This is a genomic window from Capsulimonas corticalis (assembly GCF_003574315.2).
In the GTDB taxonomy this organism is placed as follows: Bacteria; Armatimonadota; Armatimonadia; order Armatimonadales; family Capsulimonadaceae; genus Capsulimonas; species Capsulimonas corticalis.
In genome coordinates, this window is the sequence record NZ_AP025739.1 from 5,935,461 (window position 1) to 5,955,978 (window position 20,518).

General features: G+C 62.6%; 21 protein-coding genes. 13 read left to right on the forward strand and 8 right to left on the reverse strand.

Going from position 1 to position 20,518, the window contains the following annotated elements; all coding sequences use genetic code 11:
• Positions 1-4: 4 nt before the first annotated feature.
• From ruvX to D5261_RS25440, 4 genes are all read right to left on the reverse strand, one after another.
• Positions 5-448, reverse strand: a complete 444-nt coding sequence (ruvX, locus tag D5261_RS25425; RefSeq protein ID WP_165863894.1) for a Holliday junction resolvase RuvX — start codon at positions 446-448, stop codon at positions 5-7.
• Positions 424-2,442, reverse strand: a complete 2,019-nt coding sequence (locus D5261_RS25430) for a hypothetical protein (protein ID WP_165863893.1) — start codon at positions 2,440-2,442, stop codon at positions 424-426. Before D5261_RS25430 ends, ruvX begins: the two co-directional genes overlap by 25 nt.
• On the reverse strand, positions 2,439-5,075 hold the full coding sequence (alaS, locus tag D5261_RS25435; protein WP_119319339.1) for an alanine--tRNA ligase: 2,637 nt from the start codon (positions 5,073-5,075) through the stop codon (positions 2,439-2,441). Before alaS ends, D5261_RS25430 begins: the two co-directional genes overlap by 4 nt.
• A 66-nt stretch (positions 5,076-5,141) precedes the next feature.
• Positions 5,142-5,510: a YidH family protein gene (locus D5261_RS25440; RefSeq protein WP_119319338.1), complete on the reverse strand. Its 369-nt coding sequence runs from the start codon at positions 5,508-5,510 to the stop codon at positions 5,142-5,144.
• Positions 5,511-5,690: 180 nt separating this feature from the next.
• Here D5261_RS25440 and D5261_RS25445 point away from each other — a divergent pair, with 180 nt between their 5' ends.
• The 7 genes from D5261_RS25445 (at position 5,691) to D5261_RS25475 (ending at position 12,045) form a co-directional block, all read left to right on the forward strand.
• Positions 5,691-6,038: a hypothetical protein gene (locus D5261_RS25445; RefSeq protein WP_301002232.1), complete on the forward strand. Its 348-nt coding sequence runs from the start codon at positions 5,691-5,693 to the stop codon at positions 6,036-6,038.
• Positions 6,039-6,378: 340 nt separating this feature from the next.
• Positions 6,379-7,128 carry a YebC/PmpR family DNA-binding transcriptional regulator gene (locus tag D5261_RS25450; RefSeq protein WP_119319336.1) on the forward strand — a complete coding sequence of 250 codons (750 nt, stop codon included), beginning with the start codon at positions 6,379-6,381 and terminating at the stop codon, positions 7,126-7,128.
• A 54-nt stretch (positions 7,129-7,182) separates the two neighbouring features.
• The gene (locus D5261_RS25455; RefSeq protein ID WP_119319335.1) at positions 7,183-9,453 is read left to right on the forward strand and encodes a DUF8725 domain-containing protein; all 2,271 of its coding nucleotides are present in this window, start codon (positions 7,183-7,185) and stop codon (positions 9,451-9,453) included.
• A gap of 19 nt (positions 9,454-9,472) precedes the next feature.
• Positions 9,473-10,303: an ABC transporter permease subunit gene (locus D5261_RS25460; RefSeq protein ID WP_165863892.1), complete on the forward strand. Its 831-nt coding sequence runs from the start codon at positions 9,473-9,475 to the stop codon at positions 10,301-10,303.
• Positions 10,304-10,325: 22 nt separating this feature from the next.
• Positions 10,326-11,252 carry an ABC transporter ATP-binding protein gene (locus D5261_RS25465; protein ID WP_119319333.1) on the forward strand — a complete coding sequence of 309 codons (927 nt, stop codon included), beginning with the start codon at positions 10,326-10,328 and terminating at the stop codon, positions 11,250-11,252.
• Positions 11,253-11,326: 74 nt separating this feature from the next.
• Entirely contained in the window at positions 11,327-11,737 is a 411-nt protein-coding gene (locus D5261_RS25470; protein WP_119319332.1) for a DUF1844 domain-containing protein, read from the forward strand.
• Positions 11,734-12,045, forward strand: a complete 312-nt coding sequence (locus tag D5261_RS25475; RefSeq protein WP_119319331.1) for a hypothetical protein — start codon at positions 11,734-11,736, stop codon at positions 12,043-12,045. The genes D5261_RS25470 and D5261_RS25475 overlap by 4 nt, the downstream gene beginning before the upstream one ends.
• A 63-nt stretch (positions 12,046-12,108) precedes the next feature.
• On the opposite strand, the gene D5261_RS25480 is transcribed toward D5261_RS25475, so the two are convergent.
• Positions 12,109-12,474, reverse strand: a complete 366-nt coding sequence (locus D5261_RS25480) for an STAS domain-containing protein (RefSeq protein WP_119319330.1) — start codon at positions 12,472-12,474, stop codon at positions 12,109-12,111.
• 245 nt (positions 12,475-12,719) lie between these two features.
• Here D5261_RS25480 and D5261_RS25485 point away from each other — a divergent pair, with 245 nt between their 5' ends.
• Together D5261_RS25485 and pgl are read left to right on the forward strand one after the other, a co-directional pair.
• A complete protein-coding gene (locus tag D5261_RS25485; protein WP_119319329.1) occupies positions 12,720-13,673 on the forward strand; it encodes an aldo/keto reductase family protein in 954 nt (317 codons plus the stop codon).
• A gap of 1 nt (position 13,674) precedes the next feature.
• Positions 13,675-14,418 carry a 6-phosphogluconolactonase gene (gene pgl / locus D5261_RS25490; protein ID WP_119319328.1) on the forward strand — a complete coding sequence of 248 codons (744 nt, stop codon included), beginning with the start codon at positions 13,675-13,677 and terminating at the stop codon, positions 14,416-14,418.
• A gap of 280 nt (positions 14,419-14,698) precedes the next feature.
• On the opposite strand, the gene D5261_RS25495 is transcribed toward pgl, so the two are convergent.
• Genes D5261_RS25495 through D5261_RS25505 form a run of 3 tightly spaced genes read right to left on the reverse strand, consistent with a single transcriptional unit; the run spans position 14,699 to position 16,787 of the window.
• A complete protein-coding gene (locus tag D5261_RS25495; RefSeq protein WP_119319327.1) occupies positions 14,699-15,142 on the reverse strand; it encodes a hypothetical protein in 444 nt (147 codons plus the stop codon).
• 16 nt (positions 15,143-15,158) lie between these two features.
• Positions 15,159-15,653 (reverse strand): hypothetical protein, encoded by a 495-nt coding sequence (locus D5261_RS25500; protein WP_119319326.1) that lies wholly within the window; start codon positions 15,651-15,653, stop codon positions 15,159-15,161.
• Positions 15,654-15,659: 6 nt separating this feature from the next.
• Positions 15,660-16,787, reverse strand: a complete 1,128-nt coding sequence (locus D5261_RS25505; protein WP_218025471.1) for a M42 family metallopeptidase — start codon at positions 16,785-16,787, stop codon at positions 15,660-15,662.
• Positions 16,788-16,968: 181 nt separating this feature from the next.
• On the opposite strand from D5261_RS25505, the gene pilM reads away from it, so the two are divergent.
• From pilM to D5261_RS25525, 4 genes are read left to right on the forward strand one after another with little or no spacing between them, the layout of a single operon-like run.
• Complete coding sequence (pilM, locus tag D5261_RS25510) at positions 16,969-18,174, forward strand: type IV pilus assembly protein PilM (protein ID WP_119319324.1); 1,206 nt, start codon at positions 16,969-16,971, stop codon at positions 18,172-18,174.
• A 50-nt stretch (positions 18,175-18,224) separates the two neighbouring features.
• Positions 18,225-18,866, forward strand: a complete 642-nt coding sequence (locus D5261_RS25515; protein WP_119319323.1) for a PilN domain-containing protein — start codon at positions 18,225-18,227, stop codon at positions 18,864-18,866.
• Positions 18,850-19,707 carry a hypothetical protein gene (locus D5261_RS25520; RefSeq protein WP_119319322.1) on the forward strand — a complete coding sequence of 286 codons (858 nt, stop codon included), beginning with the start codon at positions 18,850-18,852 and terminating at the stop codon, positions 19,705-19,707. Before D5261_RS25515 ends, D5261_RS25520 begins: the two co-directional genes overlap by 17 nt.
• Positions 19,708-19,738: 31 nt before the next feature.
• Positions 19,739-20,515: a hypothetical protein gene (locus D5261_RS25525; protein ID WP_119319321.1), complete on the forward strand. Its 777-nt coding sequence runs from the start codon at positions 19,739-19,741 to the stop codon at positions 20,513-20,515.
• The last annotated feature ends 3 nt before the right edge of the window (positions 20,516-20,518 follow it).

The window sequence follows — 20,518 nt, forward strand, 5'->3', positions numbered from 1 at the left end:
ATCTTCAAACGATGGCGTCGCGCGGCGCCGACGTCCGCCGGCGATGCTCCAGATAGCTGTCCAGAATCAATACGGCCGCCATTTGATCGACGAGCTCGCGGCGCCGCGCGCGGGATACGCCCTGCGCGATCAGCACCTCGTGGGCGTCGACACTGGTCATGCTTTCATCCCAGTAAACGGTCTTCAGGCCGCACGCGCGCTCCAGCGCCTGCACGAATCCCTGCACACGCTGGGCCTGCGGCCCGACCTCGCCATCCAGAGAAAGCGGCAGCCCCGACACCACGGCGTCGGCCTCCTGCTCGGCGATGATCGCCGCCAGCGCGGCCACGTCCCGCTTCAGGTTCCCTACCCGGCGCAGCGTGCAGACCGGAAACGCCGCGATCTCCAGCTGATCGCAGACCGCCACGCCAATACGCACTTCCCCTACGTCGAGGGCGACAAATCGCAACGTTCTTCTCCCAGCAGATCGTGCAGCACGGGCAGAACGATCGTGATAAACAATAAAATCGCGGCGACCACACCGGAATCGTTGACCAGCGCGCAGAACACGCAGCCCGCAACGCCCGCTTCGAGCACGGATCGGTACGCCGGGCGACGCTCTAAAAATCGCAGCAGCGGCTTCTTCAGAAGCGAGCAGCCAAGCGCGCCCAAGGTTCCCAGCGCGGCCAAGCCGAGCAGCGTTCCCGGATGCAGCGCCACGCGCAGGGCCAATCCGACTTTGCGCCAGGCGACTCCCATAATATACCCGAACCGCTGCCCTTCCAGAGCGCCCACCGCCGTATCGATATGCGTGCGCCGCACACCGATCCAATGTCCGATCACTCCCCAGAACAGCACGACGCCGATCCCGATCGCCAGCCCCACCAGCAAATGCTTGGCTCCAAGCGGGCGTCCCCGGCGCTTCTGCCACATCACTTTGAACGTCAGAACGGCGGTAATCGCCCCGCCCGCCTTCGCTCCAAACGCCGGAAACGACAGCACGAACACGACCAGCGCAAACCAGCGCAGCCCCCACGGCCAGCGTTTTCCCTCGGGCGCCGGCAGCACGGTCGCCGTGATCAGCGCCGCCCCCAGCAGCACGCCCATATACTCATTGCCGATTCCGTAGAAACGGATCCCCGAGAGATAATACGCGCTCAGCGCCGACTGCGAAACCAGCGCCGTTCCAAGCGCGGCGTCCAGTATCAAGAGGCCCCCGGTCACGATGGCGATGACGGCCGGCGACGGCAGCAGCGCAATCACCGCCGTGACGCCCGCGATCACCGCCAGATACTGCGCCGGCGTCTGGATGGGAACAAGCGGCGCCATCAGCAGCGCCGCCGGCCACGCGGCAAGCATCCGCACGCCGTATTGCAGAGTACGCTGCGCCGTTGGGCGCGGCCGAGAGCGCGTCGAAACGTAAAACCAGACGGCGAAAAAGACGAGTCCCCCGCCCAGAAAGCCCAGCCCCCAAAAGAACGGCAGCTGGATCTTCTGATTGAGATAGGTAAGACGGTCCAGCCGCTCCAAATCGACGGGGGATGATGAGGCTTGCATGGGAGCGCCCGTCATCGTAAACGGAGCGATCACATTCAGCTCGGCGAGGATCGTCGGCGCGACATCGCGCGCCGCAACCAACCCCAGCGTCTGCGTCGTGTCCGACATCAGAACCGATGCGGTCGGCGGAGTCACCGATCGGAGACAGGGAGTCAGGCGATTCCACTGCCCATGAGAATCCAATGGAGCGCTGGGAACAACGAAGTAGATCACGAGCGGATGGGTGACATCGGTGATCTCCGCGCGCCGCGATTGGATCAGCGCCATGTAACCATCCAGCGCCTGCATGGCGCGGAGGCGGTGCTGAACGTAAGCGGCCGGCAGCAAGTCTCCGGCGCGGTTTTCACGCTCCAGACGGGCGAAATCGCCGTCGTGAACGACGACCAGATCGTTCAATACAAGCGCGTTTTTTGTGAATTGAAACAGAAGAGCCGGATCGCAGCGACGGCCGCCAGGAGCAAGCGGATCGGCGACGGAGCCGCTGGCGAGATTGTGAGTTCCGGGCAGAAATATATTCAGAGGATGATATGGGCCGGTGTCGTCTCCGTCCGCGTCTCCAATCGTCGTCACGGAAACGCCGGCGGCGCTCAGCGCCTTTCCCAGAGAACCTTGAAGCACTTCCCCAACGCGAATGCTATCGCCCGCGCCCATGGTCGCGTAGACATCGGAGATGGGATCGGCCCCTTTCGCCAGTCCCGGCGACATCATGGCGCTTTGGCCCTGCGCAAAGAATGAAGCCAGATCAGGGGCGCTTGGACTGTGAAAATCGGAAAGCGTCAGGTAATCGGCGATCACGACGAGGATGTGTGGGCGCGAGGCAGGCGCTGCGGTCTGCTGCGCCTGGACGGGGGATGTCCAGGGCAGCAGGGTCGCGAGGAAGAGAAGGATCAAGCGGAGGCGAGTCACGCGGCGGCTGCTTCCAGAGCCAGTCGCTCGGCGGTCGCGAGGGCTTCCGCGAGCTTGGAAGGATCTTTGCCGCCGGCTTGGGCGAAGTCGGGCCGGCCGCCGCCGCCGCCGCCCACGATCTTGGCGGCTTCGCGGACGATGTTGCCGGCGTGCACGCCGCGTCCGACCAGATCTTTACTAACCTTGACCGCGAGCGAGACTTTATCGCCTTCGCCACTGCCCAGAATCACAACGCCCGATTGCAGACGGTTCAGGATCTCTTCCACCAGCGTGCGCAGCGTTTCGCCATCGGCGCCGCTGACCTGCGCGCTCACTAGCCGGAACCCGTCCACGCTCTTGGCGCCCTCGATCAAGCCGTCCACTTGATTGCCCGCCGCCGCCTTTTGCAGCACGGCCAGCTCGCGCTCGCGGTCCTTGAGCTGGGCCTGGAGCTTTTCGAGCGAGGCGATCACGTTCATCGGCTGTGTCTTGAGCAGGCTCGCCGCATCGCTCAGTAACCGCTCTTGATCCAGCGTGCGGACCAAAGCAGACTTGCCTGTGACGGCTTCGATGCGCCGAACGCCCGCCTGGCTGCTGCTTTCGCTGACGATCTTGAACAGGCCCGCCTGCGACGTGTGCTTGAGGTGTGTGCCGCCACAGAACTCGACGCTGTAGTCGCCGGCCTGCACCACGCGCACGATATCGCCGTACTTTTCGCCGAAGAGCATCATGGCGCCCATGTTCTTGGCCTCTTCGATCGGCTTCTCGAACGTGCGCACTTCGATGTCATCCATGATCTTCTCGTTGACCAGCGCCTCGACCTCGCGGATCTCCTCGGGCTTCATGCCCTGATCGTGCGAGAAGTCGAAACGCAGACGGTCGGGGCCGACCAGCGAGCCGCGCTGCTGGACGTGATCGCCCAGAACGACCTTGAGCGCCTTTTGCAGCAGGTGCGTCGTCGTATGGTTGCGCTCGATGTTCGCGCGGCGCCCGTCGTCGATCCGCGCGTCGAGACGCTCGCCGACCTTGATTTCGCCGTGGCTGACGACGCCGTGGTGGAACCAGTAGCTGCTGTCCTTACGGGTATCGGCAACGTCAAATGCGCCGTCCTCGCCGCGCAGCCAGCCGCTGTCGCCGATCTGGCCGCCCGATTCGGCGTAGAACGGCGTCTGATCGAGTACGATCTGCACGCTCTCGCCTTCGGAGGCCGAGGAGACAAGCGCGCCGTCCTTGACGATCGCCTGCACTACGGCCTGCGTCAGCGTTTCATTGTAGCCGACGAACAGCGTCGTCTTGTGTTCCTGCTGGCGCAGCTCGGGAATCACGCTGTCAATAAAGACCTCGCGCTCCTTGCCGCCTTCGGAGATCTTGAGATGCTGCTCCCACAGCTCCTCATAGCGCGCCTGATCCACCTGGAGTCCATGCTCGGACGCCAGCTCCGTGGTCAGTTCGACCGGGAAGCCATAGGTCGTGAAGAGGCTGAAGACGTCTTCGCCGCTCAGCGTGCGCGTCGTCTTGGTGTGCTCGCTCTCCAGCAGCGCATTCAGGCGGGCCGATCCCGATTCCAGCGTGCGCCGGAACTGCTTCTCTTCGATGGCGGCGTAGCGAAGGATCGTCTCCAGCTTCGCTTCAAGGTCAGGATAGTCGCCCTTGCGCTGTTCGGTAATCACCGGCATGATCTCGGTCAGGAACGGCTTCTCCAGACCCAGCGTCGTCCGGCCGGCCAGAACGGCGCGGCGCATGATGCGCCGCAGTACATAGCCGCGTCCGACATTCGACGGCAGCACGCCGTCGGCCAGACAGAACGCCGTCGCGCGGACATGATCGGCGATGCGGCGGAACGCGATGTCCAGCTTGCCGTCGTCGGTCCCGCCATAGGTTTTGCCCGAGAGTTCCTCCAGCTTGCGCAGGATCGGCGCGAACAGGTCCGTTTCGAACGGCCCGCGCAGGTTGGCGATCGCCGCCGCCGTGCGCTCCAGGCCCATTCCGGTATCGATGTTCTTCTTGGGCAGCGGGGTCAGCGTCCCGCCGTCGCCGCGGTCGTACTGCGTAAAGACGAGGTTCCAGATCTCCAGCCATCGCTTGTCGTCCCAAACGCCGTCGGGCGTGGGCGGCAGGTGCGGCTGCGTGTCGAAGAAGATCTCCGAGCAGGGACCGCAGGGGCCGTTTGGACCTTTGGAAATGACGCCCGCCGGCCAGTAGTTACTGTGCTCGTCAAAGCGAAAGATCTTGTTCTCCGGCATGCCGACCTTGCGCCAGAGGTCGAACGCCTCGTCGTCAGTCTCGAACACCGTCACTCGGATCCGGCCGAGGTCCAGCTTCAGGACGTCGAAGATAAACTCCCACGCCCAGGAGATCGCCTCGGGTTTGAAGTAGTCGCCGAACGAGAAGTTGCCCAGCATCTCAAAGAAGGTGCAGTGCGAGGTATCGCCGACATCCTCAATGTCCGTCGTGCGCAGACACTTCTGCGCCGTCGCCACGCTGTTGCGCGGCGCGGTCTGCGTGCCTAAAAAGTAGGGCTTGAACTGGACCATGCCGGCCGACGTGAACAGCAGGGTCGGATCGTCCGGAACCAGCGAGTCCGATGGGAGCCGCAGCGCTCCCTTCGACTCGAAAAATTCCAGATAAAGACGGCGTAATTCACTTCCGAGCATTCGTTATCTCCCAAAAAGGCGTGCTTAGCCACCCATTATAGCACACGAATTGTTGGCGAAAGCCGCCTAATCGCCTAAAGCGAGCAGATACGCCACTGTCGCCAGTCCCAGCAGCGAAAGAACGGCGACAAAGGTCATGACGATGCGGCTGGGCGGCCGGTAATTTCCATCGTCGATCATGGCGCGGGTTTTGGCGTAAGTGATCGCGGAAAACATCAGCGCGACCAGCCCAAAGACGGCGAAGAGCAGACCGAGCAGCGTGGCGCGGCCGTGCGAGACATGATGCGCCGGCGCGCCGACCGACGCCAGCTGCAATTCGAAATAGCGAAGCCGCACGATCAGCACGCCGAAGCCCATCAGCGCGATCCCGGTGCGGACCCAGGCGAGAAAGGTGCGCTCGTTGGCCAAATGCTCCGTGACTTTAGGAGTGGTCATTTCAGAAAATCGTCCTTGTCAGCGTTGAATGCAGTGTAGCACACCCGGACAGGACGTCGTATGAAATACCTGTTTTTTCACCGCGCTCTGGAGTCCGGCGTTCCCGTCTCCGATAATTGCAGTATCGCCGCAGGATGCGGCAAACGTAATGTAAGGCAAAGGAAGACTCACATGTTTCCCATGGATTGGTTATCTCGCGGACGCAAGCAGGGACGGGAATCACGGCGGCAGGAAGACCTCTCGCAGATCAAATTATGGCGTGAAACCAGCCAATCGCTGGCGCTGAGCATCGAACAGATCTGCACGCTCTGCGAAGACCTCGCCCTCGCGGCGGCCTCCGGCGACGCCGCCGCTCCGGAAAGCACCATGGAAAACGTGCAAGCGCAGATCGAAGCCGTGCGCCGCTACGCCGCGTGCATCGCCAACGACGCCGCCGGAAGCGCCGAGCCCACGCCGGTCATCCCCGATCCCGATCCATATTCGCTCAAAGAACTGCATCGCCTGATGACATCCGAGCCGTGTGAGTAATCGAGTTACTGGGTGGCATGCCGGCGGCTTTGCGCAGGCATGTACTGCGATCGAGAGAAAACGCCGCGTTCTGCTTCGTACGCAATCCATGCCTGCGCAAAGCCGCCGGCATGCCACCCGGTGAAATTGGCCGAACAAAAACCTCCCCTAATGAACTTCATTGGGGGAGGGTGACTCGAAGGGCCGGGTGAGGGCCACCCCTCCTCCGACTTCAATCTCATTCACCCTCCCCTCACACATCCGCCGCATATCGTATGGTTGCCAAATCCCGACGCTTCGTACTATAATAGAATCACGCGAAACTATTTGTGGCAAATCCCGTTCAAGAAGGTGACAGTGCATGTCTGGACATAGTAAATGGCATAATATCCGCCTAAAGAAGGGCAAGATGGATGCCGACCGTGGGAAGATCTTCACGAAGATCGCCCGCGAAATCATCGTGGCGGCGAAAGCCGGCGGCGGCAACCCCGATACCAATATCACGCTGCGCAATGCGATCAGCAAGGCGCGCGAAGCGTCCATGCCGGCCGATAACGTCAAGCGCGCCATCCAGCGCGGCACCGGCGAAGTCGAAGGCGCGTCGTACGAAGAGATGACGTACGAAGGTTACGGCCCCGGCGGCGTCGCCGTGCTGGTCTCGTGCCTGACGGACAACAAGCAGCGCACCGTTTCCGATGTCCGCTCGTTCTTCACCAAGACCGGCGGCCGTTTGGGAGAATCCGGGAGCGTCGGCTACCTCTTCGACCCGAAGGGCGTGATCATCATCGATCCCGATGTCGCCGATGAAGAGAAGGTCACCGAAGCGGCCATCGAAGGCGGCGCCGAGGATATCCAGCCGACGGAAGACGGCGGCTTTGAGATCACGACTGATCCGGGCGACCTGAACGCGGTGCAAAAGGCGCTGGATGCGGCGAATATCAAATATTCGTCCGCCGAGCAGTCGATGATCCCGCAGACGACCGTGGAAGTCACCGGCAAGGAAGCGAACCAGGTGATTCGCCTGATGGATTATCTGGAAGATCACGACGACGTTCAAAAGGTCTATGCGAACTTCGATATCCCGGAAGGCGATCCGGCGGCGGGCGGTTAAGCGAAATCACTTCCATCCCCACTCCGCCTGGGGAACAACGAGAGGCGGACGGCGATGCCGATGATTGGCGCCACGAGACACCACCGCGAGCCCCACAGGCGTCGCCGTCCCATAAACTATCCCGCGATCCTCGGCGTCGCCCTGCCTCTCCTGGCGGCCATGGCGGTCGTCCCGCGAGCCGGGGCGCAGGACCTTGCGCTTCACGCCGATCTTGGCGTCGGCGGCAAATACCGCGCCGGCTCGTGGATCCCGGTCACCGTCACGGCGCTGAACCACGGCGACCAAAATTACCACGGCCAGATCCAGGTGTTCGCGGACTCACTGAGCGCGCAGGGACAGTCCCCGTCTCTCGATCGTCCAACCGAGGTCTTCGCGGTCCCGGCCTCCATTCCTCCCTCGCAAAATACGCCGCAGCGATTTCAAGTTTATACCCGCGACCTGGATCCCACGCGCGATAACTTTACGGTTCAGTTCGCGGAAGGCGACCGGGGCGAGGGGCGCATTGCGGCGAAAATCGTCACTACCGCCAACTACCATGTCCGTCCGTTTTCCGGAACGGCGATCCCGGCCGGCGACCTCTTTGTCGTCGGTGTCGGCTCGGACCCGGTCGGCGCCAGTTTTCTCAGCGGACTGCGGCTCGGCCTGCGCCACACGCCGGCGGGCGTTCAGCCGGCCTTGAAGCTGGACGCGAACTCGCAGCAGGCGGTCGGACCAGGCGCCGGACAGCTCCACACGCCGACCGTGCAGGCCGTCGCGGCGCAGCCGGGCGATCTGCCGGACAGCGCGGCGGGATATCGCGGCGTGGACGCGGTGCTGCTGGGCGCTGACGCGGCGCTCGATTCCCTTTCCGACGCGCAAATCCAGGCGCTGCAAATGTGGACCCTTTCGGGCGGGCGCCTGGTCGTCTACGGCGCGGGATCGGGCGGAGCCGTTCCGGCGGCGCTCCAGCAGTTTTTGCCGGCGCGATTCGCCGGGGACGCCGTTCCCATAAGCCTGCCCTCCGGCCCCGGAGTGGCGACGCGGATGATCCCAACTGGAGCGGCCGGCGTCGAAATCCGACAGAAGGCTCCCGACGGAACGCCGCTGATGCTGTCCGGCCGATACGGCGCCGGCTCGGTCCTGATGATCGCATACGATCCGACATCGGCGCCGTTCCGCGCCTGGACAGGCCCGGCCCAGCTCAGCTTCTGGCGCAGTGTGGTGACCGGCGGCTCGGCGCTGCTGCCTTACGCCATGCAAACCGAGGAGCGCGGCTCGCCCCGGTTTTACGGCTTTGGGTATCGCAGCCGAATCTCCGATATCGTGCTGCACGTTCCACAACTAAACGCTCCGGGCGTGCTTACCGTGGCGATTTTCCTGGGACTGTATATCATCATCCTCGTGCCGCTGAACTACTTCGTTTTGAAGAAAATCGACCGGCGGGAGTGGGCCTGGATCACGATTCCTGTGCTCGTTCTCGTAGTGTCGGCCGGAGCTTACGGCGTGGCGTACGCCGCGAAGGGCGGATCGCTGTTCGTCAATCGCGCGACCATTGTCGAAACCAGCGCCGGAACCTCGCAGGCCGCCGCGTTCTCCGGGTGCGGTCTCTTCTCCTCGCATCGAACGACCTACGATCTTGACCTTTCCAACCCGACCGCCATCGCAGCCGACTCCGCGCCGATCCACACCTACAATCGCTCGTGGGGAGGCGCAACGGCGTCCAGCTTCGACGGCGTCCGCTATGTGTCCAGCGGTTCCGGGTCGGCGGTGCGCGGATTTGGCGTGAATATGTGGTCGATGCGGACCTTCGATGTGCAGTCGCTGGTGGATCTGGGCGGGACCATCGACAGCTCCCTGAAAAACAATTCCCAGACCAATATGTGCGCGGGATCGATCACCAACCACACCTCGTATGCCCTGGACAACTGCGCGCTCTACTGGAACGGATCCTGGATCACGCTGGGAGATCTTGCCCCAGGCGGCTCGGCCGCCGTTACGGGTAATGAGAATCCCATTACGGGCGGCTTCGACGTCTTTCCGTTCGACGGCCGCTATCACGCGCCGTCTCCTAAGGCGAATGCGGATCGCGTCCATTCGACCGCGGGAATGAAACACGCGCTGGCGGCGTTCGCGAAATCGCTGGGACGTGAAAGCAGCGAGAGCTACGAATATTACGGCGTCGATCCGGAAGGCGTCCGAAAGCCGTTTTCGGCGGCCACGGGCGAAGCCCTGCTCGTCGGCTGGAGCACGGACAGCCATATCGCCGGCCCGCCGCTCAAGGTCGATGGACAAACACCCGCGCAGGACGACGTGACGCTCGTGGTCGTCCACATTCCCGTTCGATAAGCAGGAACCGATGCCCCGATTGACGGAAAATCCCGTTCTGCTCCGCGAAGTGCGCAGTCGGCTGCGCTGGCGGCGGCTCCCCATGGCGACATTGCTGCGGGCCGGCGCCATTGTGACCGTGCTCGCCATAGTTTGCTACGCCCGGCTGATCACGCTCATCCATCGCGGCCGCGCCGACGACGCGACCAGCATCTGGTGGGTTATCGCCTATGTCCTGCTGTTCCTGGTCGCGCTGCTCGCCCCCGCCCTTGCGGCCACCGCGATCTCGCAGGAGCGGGAACAGCAAACATGGGAGGGGCTGATCGTCACCCGCCTCACCCCCATGCAGATCCTGCTGGGCAAATGGACGGCGCGTCAGATGCTGCTGGGCATCGCCTTGCTCATTCTGGCGCCGCTGATGATCGCCGTCGCGGTCAAGGGAGGCGTCTCGCTGATAACGGCGGTTTTGACGCTCCTGACGCTGACGCTATCCAGCGGCTTTTACTCCGGGATCGGCATGCTCTGCTCTTTCATCGCCCGACGCACCCCGGCCGCCACCGCGTCCTCGCTGGTGATCGTCGTCTTCCTCTGCCTGGGCACGATCGTTGTCAATTCGATCATGGTTTCCCTGTTGCAGCCGATGAACTATTCGAACACGCCCAGCCAGATTTCGCCGATGCTGTGGCTCAATCCATTCATCACGATGGACTCCGTTCAGCAAATCTACAACACACCCGACAATCGCGATCCCCAGTGGCTCGACGCATACATCACGCAGATCACGATGTATCTGTCGCTGACGGCGGTGCTGACGACGATGATCTTTGCATTCATGATCGGACGGTATCGAAAGCCCAGCCGCGAGGGCTGAGGCTTGGGAGGTTCAGGACAGCGTGATTCGAATCGAAAAGCTGCGCAAGGAATACAAAGGGCTGACGGCGGTCAAGGACCTGGATCTGAATCTGGAAGCCGGAGACATCTTCGGTTTTATCGGCCCCAACGGAGCCGGGAAGACGACGACCATCAAGATGCTGGCGACACTGCTCAAGCCGTCGTCCGGCAAGGCGTATATCGACAATGTCGATGTCGTGGCGAACCCGGAGGCCGTGCGCGAACGCATCGGCTACATGCCCGCCTTCTTCGGCATTTACGACGATATGCGGGTGTGGGAGTATCTCGACTTCTTCGCCAGCGCATATCGCCTGCCGCGCAATGACCGCCCGCGCATTATCGACGACGTTCTCAACTTGACGGACCTGATCGGCAAGAAGGACAATTACGTCGAAGAGCTTTCCACGGGCATGAAGCAGCGCCTTTGTCTGGCGAAAACGCTGATCCACGACCCCAAAGTCCTGCTGCTCGACGAACCCGCCTCCGGTCTCGATCCCCGCGCGCGCATCGAGATCAAGGAGCTGTTCAAAGAGCTGAAGGCGATGGGAAAGACGATCATTATCTCCTCGCACATCCTGCCGGAGCTTGCCGATTTCTGCAACAAAGTGGGGATCATCGAGCGCGGAGAAATGCTGATCTCGGGCGATGTCCAGGAGATTATGTCCCAGGTCGCCGGCGGCAAGACACTGGAGATACGAATTCTCGGCGACATCGAAACGGCGGCGGAAGCCACCCAATCCCTTCCCGGCGTCCGCGCCGTGCGGACCGTCGATTCGCGTCTCCATGTCGACTTCAACGGCGATTTGGAAGCGCAGGCCGACCTCAATCGCCTGCTCGTCGAAAAGGGCCTGCGCATCCTCAGCTTCTCCGAACAGCAAACCGACCTGGAAGACATCTTTATGAAAGTCACACGCGGCCTCGTACAGTAACCCTCCATATTGATGACCACCCGGTAATTGTGCTAGAATCATCAGCGAACGTTCTATCGAACCGAGGGACAATAATGGCTGAAGAAGAGACTTTTACATTTGTCGACAAGCGCGGCTCGGCGGCGGCCGAGGAAGCGCCGGCGGCTGCGCCCGCCGCGTCCGAACCGGAGATCGTCGATGCGGGGAACGCCGAGGAAGAAGGCGATGAAATCCCCGATGTCTACCAGCTGCTGCAATATGTGACGTCGCTCCTCGCCACCGAAGCCTGGCACAAGCTGGGGCTGATCGCGCATCCGCAGACCGGCGAAGCCAAAGCGGATCTGCCTCAGGCGAAAGTGGCGATCGATGTCGTGGCGGACCTCGTCACGCATATGGAGAAGGCGCCCGAGACGATCTTCCCGCCGAACGGCCGCCGCGAGCTTCGCAACCTGCTCAACGACCTGCGCCTGAACTATGTCGCCCAGCGGGACAAGGACAAGGAATGACGCCGCTGGAAGAAGCGATGCTTGAGCGGTATGAACGCTTCACCAGCGCGCTTGTCATAGGCGCCATGTACGGTGTAAAGTCGTCCGAGGAACAGGTCTACGCCGAAGTGCAAGACTGGATGCGGGTGAACGACGGCGGCGTGAGCGATTTCCTGGATCGCGCGGCGATCGCGGAATCCTTTCGATCCCTCTTCCATGCGAAGACTCTCCAGGATCTCTTGGATTCGGATGAGGGCGATTTGATTGAGACGGTCACGATCGTCAGCGACGCGCTTCATACCACGGCGGGCCTGTCGGTCCAGCCATAACGCAAAAAAGCGCCTCGCCGGGAATTTCCCGGCGAGGCGCTTTTTTGATCTTCACGAGAAGAACTATTCCGCGACAGCTTTGTCCTTGCGGATCTCCGCCAGCGCCGAAGCTTCGTCGTCAAACAGCTGGAAGATCTTTACCAGCCGTGTAATTTCGAATGCGCGTCGTACAAATGGTGTGGTGGCGACAAGGCTGATGCTGCCGTCGTGCTCACGAACGCGACGAACAGCGTCCACAAGCACTCCCAGAGCGGCGCTGTCCAGATATGGCACGTCCGCCAGGTTGATGACGACGTCGTAACGCTTGTTTTCAATCAAATCACGAAGCGTGTCGCGAAACGCGCCGCACGTATGCAGGTCAATCTCACCCTTCAGGTGGACAACCGGGATCTGATCCGGCGTTGGCTGTACGTCAATCTCGAGTAACAATAGAGCGAACCTCCCCTACGACGCCTCGCTTGCTAAGGCCGCGATACATAGGTTTACCCAATAAATTCAAAGGCCAAAACGCTTGCAAGCATTGGCTGCAAAGTCATATTCGACAGAGCGATTATAGCATGTTTAGGGCGCTTTGTCATGCTTGCTTGTGATTTTCCATAAAAGCGATTTTTAAGGAAGCCGACAGGAAAACGCGAAGAAAAATCGAACCTAACCGCGGATTATTGGAGGAACGAATGAATTATCGACATCTCGGCGGATCCGGACTGCGCGTCAGCGAAGTCTCGCTCGGATCCTGGCTGACATACGGCGGCGCCACCGAGAATAACGCGGCGCGGCTTTGCATCGAAAAGGCTTACGATTTAGGAATCAATTTCTTCGACACGGCCAATGTGTACGCGAAGGGGAAATCCGAGGAAGTCGTCGGCTCATCGCTCGCCGCCTACCCCCGGTCGTCCTATGTGCTCGCCACCAAGGTCTACTTCCCCATGGGGGACGGCCCGAACGATCGCGGCCTGTCGCGCAAGCATATCTTCGAACAGTGCGAGGCGTCTCTGCGGCGTTTGAATACCGACTATATCGATCTCTATCAATGCCATCGTTACGATCCCGAAACGCCGCTGGCGGAAACGCTCACCGCGCTGGACGACCTGAAGCGCCAGGGCAAGATCCTGTACGCCGGCGTGTCCGAATGGAGCGCGGAGCAGATCATCGCCGCCGCGACATACAGCCGTGAAGCCGGCCTGCGCCCCCTCGTCTCCAATCAGCCCAAGTACAATCTGCTGGCGCGCGCCATTGAGGCCGAGGTCATTCCGGCCAGCGAGCGCGAGGGTCTGGGCCAGGTTGTCTGGTCGCCGCTCGCGCAGGGCGTTCTGACCGGCAAGTACAAGCCCGGCGCGCCGCCGCCGCCGGACAGCCGCGCGGTGGACCCCGCGCAGAACTTTTTCATCACCCGCGACAATCTGCTGAACGACGAGATCCTCGCCAAAGTGCAGCGGCTGGCGCCGATCGCGGAGGGCCTCGGCATGACCATGTCCCAGCTCGCGCTCGCCTGGTGCCTGCGCCAGCCGAACGTCAGCAGCGTCATCATCGGAGCATCACGTCCGCCACAGGTCGAAGACAACGCCGCCGCTTCGGGCAAGACCATTCCCGCCGACGCGCTGGCGGCCATTGAGGAGGCGCTCGCATAATATGCCGACAGTTATCCATTTCGACAGCAAAGAAGCCCTGAGCGCCGCCGCCGCCGATGCGATCATCGACGCCGCCGCTCAGGCCATCGCCGCCGACGGCCGTTTTCTCTTCGTGCTCGCCGGCGGCTCCACGCCCGAGCAGACCTACAAGCTCCTGGCCGCCTCTGAGCGCCGCGACCGGATCGATTGGTCGCGCACCTACGTCTTCTTCGGAGACGAGCGCCTTGTACCGCACGACGACAAGCGCAGCAATTACGGCATGGCCTGGGAATCGCTCCTGAAAGACGTTCCGCTGCCGGCCGACCATATCTTCCCGATCCATACCGATCTTCCGGGCGCCGAGGCCGCACAGCAGTACGCCGACACGCTGACCGCGTTTTTCGGCGACGGCGCCGCGCCATCGTTCCATGTGACGCTGCTGGGATTAGGGGACGACGGCCATACCGCCTCGCTCTTCCCCGGCATGCCCTCCCTGCATGAGACCAAGGCGCTCGCGGTCGCAACGCCTCCCGGCGTCCTCCCGCCGCCCGTCGACCGGATCACGCTGACATTCCCAGTCCTGAACGCCTCACGGATCGCTCTGTTCCTCATCGCCGGCGAAAGCAAAGCCGCGCCCGTCCAGGCGATCCTGGAAACGGCCGCCTCCGTGGACGCCTACCCGGCCGCCGGCGTCACCGCCCCCGGCGGCGAAGTGCGATGGATGGCGGACCGCGCCGCGACTTCGAAGTTACGGGAAGACAAGTAACATAAAAAGCCCCTTTAGCCTGCATGGCTAAAGGGGCGAAACTTGAGAAGCCGGCGGTTAAAACCGCGCCTCTAAGAACGCGGAAACCCACCTTCGTGGGTTACATAATCGTCCACAAAACCGCCTGATATTGAGCCGTGTAGTAGACGGTATCGTTAAGGACAATGTAGTCCCCGAAGGGGGACTTCCGCGCCCTTGAAGGCGCGGTTTTAACCGCTGGCAATCCTATTCGAACAGGATTGCTCGAAAGAGCATGACGAAACGGCTGGGTGAAAGCCGCCTACTCTTCCCGCTCCACATACTCCAGCAGCGCCGCGATTTCCCGCCGCTGCTTCTCCCGCAGTTCTGCGTCATCCTCACCCGCGTCCCGGCAATCGTCCACAAACTGCGCGGCGCCGGCGGCGTTTCCGTAGGTCGCCACGAGGATGGGATGCGGGCCGACGCGGCGCAGCCAGTACTTCGCGTTGCTGAAGTCGCCTTCGCGGCGGTGGATGATCGCGTGCCAGTAGTCCGCGCTGGAGTCGCCTTCCAGCGACTGCGCGAGCGTGTGGGCGCGCGGCAGGTCGTCGTTCAGCAGGTGCAGGCCGATCTTGACGAGCTCGGGCGCCGCCAGATATTCGATATCGGCGGCTGTCACAGCATCGTATGGCTGCAAGGGCGTCAGCTCAGGCGCCGGATCGCGGCCGGTCAGACGCTGCTGGATTTCATTGCGGCGGTCGTGCATGCGCGGTCCCTCTCCATTACTGCGGCGGCGCCGCGGTCTGGCCGGCGCTGGTGGTCGTGCCATCCAGATTGATGATGAAGGACGTCCGCGCAGGCGGATTATTGCCGATCTTGATCACGATCGAGTTCTCCAGGAGCGGCGTCTTGGGCGGAGCGCCTTCGGTCGGACGATGGTACGTCCAGGAGATATGCGAGGGATCGGGATTGGTGTCCGAGGCGTCGTGCAGGATCGTCGGGCTCGGCAGATAATCCGGCACGAGATCCGCGAGTTTCGCCGGATAGCTGCCCTTCTTGTCGTGATAGTCGATGACGGCCCGCCGAATCTTGAGACCGTTCTGAGTGGTTCCCACGGTGGACTGGAGCACGCCTTTGAAGGTGTTGAAAATCCAGACGCTGCCCACGACGCCCAGCAGGAGGACGACGGCGCAGCCGATGCCGCCGATTTTCCAGCAGCCGCTGGAGTTGGACTTCGACGGAGGCGGAGTGTTCTGATAGTAGGGAGGGGTGCTCACGTAGCGTTAATCCTTCTTTTCTTCCGACTTCTTGTCGTTCTTGGATGGCGGGCGCACGCCGGAGTGGCGGTTCTGCATGGAGGGCGTAAAATCGACGTCGGGGGTCACGCGCTCAATAAACGCCGCCAAAAGCCGCGCCGTGTTCTGGACATCTTCAAGCGACACCAATTCGCACGGCGTATGCATGTAGCGCAAAGGGATCGAGATCAGACCGGTCGCCATGCCGGACTGGTTGAGCTGCATCGCGTTGGCGTCGGTCCCCGTGCCGCCTCCGGCCGAGCTGAGCTGGAACGGGATCTCCAGGTCGCGGGCGGTCTCGCACAGCATCTTGTAAACCTGCGGATTGATGTTCGCGCCCCGGCAGATCGTCGGCCCCTTGCCGATCTCCACGTCCCCCACCCGGTTCTTGTTCATGCCCGGATAATCCGTCGCGAAGCCCACGTCCACGGCGATGCCTACCGTCGCGCCGGTCAGATAGGACGACGTGCGCGCGCCGCGCAGGCCGATCTCTTCCTGTACCGTCGACACGGCGTAAACCGCCGCCGCCAGCGTCTTGCCCTTCAGCAGGCGCACGGTTTCGGCGACCGCGAAGGCGCCGACTTTGTCGTCAAACGCGTGTGAAACCGCCAGATCGCCGCTCAAAGTGGCGAAACCCGGGGCGTAGGTGATCGGATCGCCGATCTGGACCTTTTCGGCGACCGCCGCTTTGCCGCCCAGGGCGCCGATATCGATGAACAGATCGTGCAGGATCGTCTTGCGTCCCCGCTCCTCTTCCTCCATCAGGTGGATCGGCTTTTTGCCGATGACGCCGAGCAGAGGGCCGTGCTCGGTATGGACGAAGACGCGCTGGCCGACGGTAATGGACGCGTCGTGACCGCCAATGCTGCCGAAGTAGATGTAGCCGTCGCCATTGATATAAGTGACGAGGAAACCGATCTCGTCGCAGTGGCCGGCGAGCATGATCTTAGGATTGCCGCTCGGGTTGACGATGGCGTACGCGTTTCCCAGGACGTCCGTATGCACCTCGTCCGCGAACGGTTCGACCGCGCGGCGGTAGACTTCCTGCGCGGGCTGTTCGAAGCCAGACGGGCTCGGAGCGTCGATCAGATCTTTCAATACCTGCAGCTGTTCCAAAGGCAAAGCGTTCCACCCCCACTGTTTTGTGAGGTCATTATAGCATGCAGGGCCGGTCCGCACAACACGGCGTTCCCCGCAGGAATACGGGGGTCTCCAGTTTTATCCAATCCGCGCCAATAATCAAATCGGTAATATTTTACGGGCGGGCGGCGCCAGCGCCTTGGAAGGATTGCTTGAAATGCTCGGACTCTCGCAACTATTCGGCAAAGAAACCATCGTCGGTCTCGACATCGGCTGCCGCATGATCAAGATCGCGCTGGCGGAGGCGGCGGGGACGCAGTGGCGGATCCTCAAGGCGGCGTCGTGTCCGACTCCGGCGGATGCGATCCGCGACGGCATCGTGGTGGATGGTCCCGCGGTCTCGCAGGCGATCCGCGACCTGATGCGTCTGAACAACATTGAAGCCAACGGCGCGATCGCCGCGATCAGCGGCGCCAGCGTCATCGTCCGGCATGTGAAGATGCCCCGGATGTCCGAAACGCTGCTGCGCAAAGGCGTGCGCTACGAGGCGTCCAAGTATATCTCCTCCGCGAACGAAGACAGCATGATCGAGTTCGAAATCACGGGAGATATCCCCGGCGAAGACGACAAGATGGGAGTTATGCTCGTCGCGGTTCCCAAGGAAATGGTCGAAAGCCGCCTGAACGCGCTTTCCGGCGCAGGTCTGGAGCCGGTCGCCATCGATATCGAGACGTTCGCGATGCAGCGCTCCTTGATCGATCTGGACGAAACGGCGGCGGTCGGCGCGTGCACGCTCGCGCTGCTCGACATCGGCGCGACTTCCACGGATGTCTGTATCGTCACCGAAGGCAAGTTCGCGCTGACGCGCAGCATCGCCATCGCAGGCGACAACTTCACGGGGGCGATCAAATCGATCTCCCGCGCCACCGAATGGAGCGACCTGGAAGCGCTCAAGTATCGGGTCGATATGGGCGCGATGATGGCGCCGGACGCGGATCCCGAAGCGCTCGCCCTGGCGCAGGCGATGCAGCCGGCGATCGACGAACTGCTGCGCGAAGTGCGCCGGTCGATCAACTACTACCAGTCGCAGCTTTCGGACCCGACCAACTCCAACCTGCCGCTGGGCATCTCCGCCGAAGCCGAAGAAAGCTCGGTGGCCAAGATCATCATCAGCGGCGGCGGCGCGAAGATGCAGGGATTGGCGCAGTACATGACGGCCCGCCTCGGCGTTCCGACCGAAGTCTGGAGTCCGTTCCGAAATCCCAGCATCCACTCCGAGGCCCTGACGGCCGATGTGCTGGAGCACGACGGCCCCATGTTCTCGACATGCATCGGACTGGCGCTCAAGGAGCTGTCCGAATCGGCGTCCAAACCCGCCGCCAGAGCAACGTCGAAACCAACAGTCAAAGCAAAAGCCGCATAAGTCGCGGCGACATTCCATTACTACTCGCGAGCTTCTGAAGGAGCAATGAGATGCCTTCAATCAATATGGTGGCCCTCCGACGCGCGGAAAAGCGGCGTCAGGAAAACAATATCCGAAAGATCGTCTACGCCATTCTTGGCGAAATCGGCGTCTTCGTTCTGCTGCTCACGTTTATGAGCGCCCGTATGTTCAGCATCAACGGGCACATCGGCGATATGGACGGCAAGCTGCAAAAGCTGCAATCGAAGGTGACCCAGATCCAGGGCTTACAGCAGGAAACCTCCAAGCTGCTGCCCAAAGTCACCACCCTCGCCTCCGCGAAGTCCGATACGCTCTTCTGGTACGACAGCATCTACGCGGTGACGCGCAGCCTGCCGGGACGCACATGGCTGACAGCGATCACAACGCAGGGCAGCACTCCTTCGGCGGCCGCCGCAGGCCCCGCCGTGACCGCCGCTCCGGCGGACAGCGACCCATCGCTGAGCGTCGCGGGGATCGCGATGAACCAGTCCTCGGTCGGCGAAGCGATGCTGCATATGAACCATGAGCCGAGCCTGGATCACGTGGACCTGGCGTACGTCCAATCGCAAAAGACAGGCAAGACGGACACCGTCTCGTTCCAGATGACCGTGCACTTGAAGCAGCCGGCGGCTCCGCCAGCCAAGGGAGGAACCGATGTTCAAAAATCTTAAAACCACCGGCGCGGCGCCCAAGAAAGTCGCGCAGGCGCTCGCGGGTGTGGCCGGCGTCATCTTGATCGGCGGATCCGGCGCGGTCTTCGGGCTCAACTCCCAGATTACCAGCCTTAACAACAAGGCGCAGACCCGCGAAGCCGAAGTCGGCAGCAGCGAGCAAGTCACGCGGCGATACCAGACGACGCTCGATTCGTACAACGAAACCCTCGGCAAGATTCAGGATCTGGAGTCGTCGGTCTCGCAAAGCTCCTATGTGCCAACGCTGCTTCAGCAGCTCCAGACATTGGCGTCGTCCACACATCTGACCGTGGCCGCCGTGCGCCCAATGCCGACCGCGCCGGCGCCGGTCGTTCCGGTGACCGACGCGGCTTCCCATCCGAAAAAGAAGGCGCCGCCGCCGTACGACACGCTGGATATCTCCGTGGATGTGAAGGGGACCTACGCCAACACGGCGACCTTTCTTTACAGCTTGACACGGTTTCCGAAGATCATCTCGGTCAGCAGCGCGCAGATGCGGCCGGAAACCGCCGGGCCGGATCAAAATCCGCTCAGTTCGCCGATGATCACGACCAGCCTGCATTTGACGGCGTATGTCTTCCATGACGACCCGGCCGCCCCCGCCGCATCCGGCGCTCCAGGCGTCGCGCCCGCCCCGTTGGCGACCGACGCGAACGCCGTTCCGGCCCCGCCGGCAAGCGCCGCGAACGCCTCGGCGTTTGTCGCGCCGGGCGCGCAGCCCGCGACATTGACCGGCGCCGCCGCGAGGACCGCCGCCGGTTCGATCGGCGCAGCGAAGGCGCTCTCCGCGCGCAGCGAAGTCGGAGTCGGCGCGCTCTAGTGAAGACGCAGGATCTTGGAGAACAGGTCAGATGAACAAGATTGAGAAAAAACAGCTTCCGCAGCTGATCGCGCTAATTGCCCTTTCGGTAGGCGTCTTCGGATTTTTTATCTACCGTATGATCGCGCCGACGCCGGCGGCGGCCCAGTCGCCGAAGGTGGCGAAGTCCGCGCTCAGCGAAGCCGCGAAAAAAGTCGCGGACGCCGCCGCGGCCGCGTCCGAAATTCCTCCGGCTCCCGCGCCGACCGCGCTGATGCGCGATCCATTCCAGCCGGCGATCGCCGACGCCGAAGCGCTCGCGGCCTACGAAAAAACCCAGGCGCCGCCGGTCACCACGACCCCGCCGGCCGCCCCGCGCGCATCGAGCCGCGCGTCGTTCGAATCGGCGCCGGGCTTGACGCCGATGCCCGTCCCGCACGTGGCGCCGCTGCCCAGCATGGGCGCGCTGCCGTTCTCGGCGGGCGCCAGCGGCGCCCCCGCTCTTTCGGCGGCGCCCGCCGCGCCGGTCACCTGGACCGTCACCGGCGTGATGGGCGGAGACAGCGGCGTCGCCATCCTGCGTGATGGCGACAAGCGGCGCATCGTCCGCGAAGGCGATTTGCTCGAAGGCGGCCTTCACGTAAACCATATCTCTCGCGGCGCGGTGCAGCTGGAGCGCGACGGCCAAACCTATCGCCTGCCGCTTGGCGGCCCGAAAGACCTTGCCGCGCCGCGAACGCCAAACGCCGACACCGCCGCGACGCCGTCCTCCGCCGCCGCGCCCGCCGGCGGCGCGCCTGCCGCTCCGGAAACGCCGATTGCTCCGTAACGC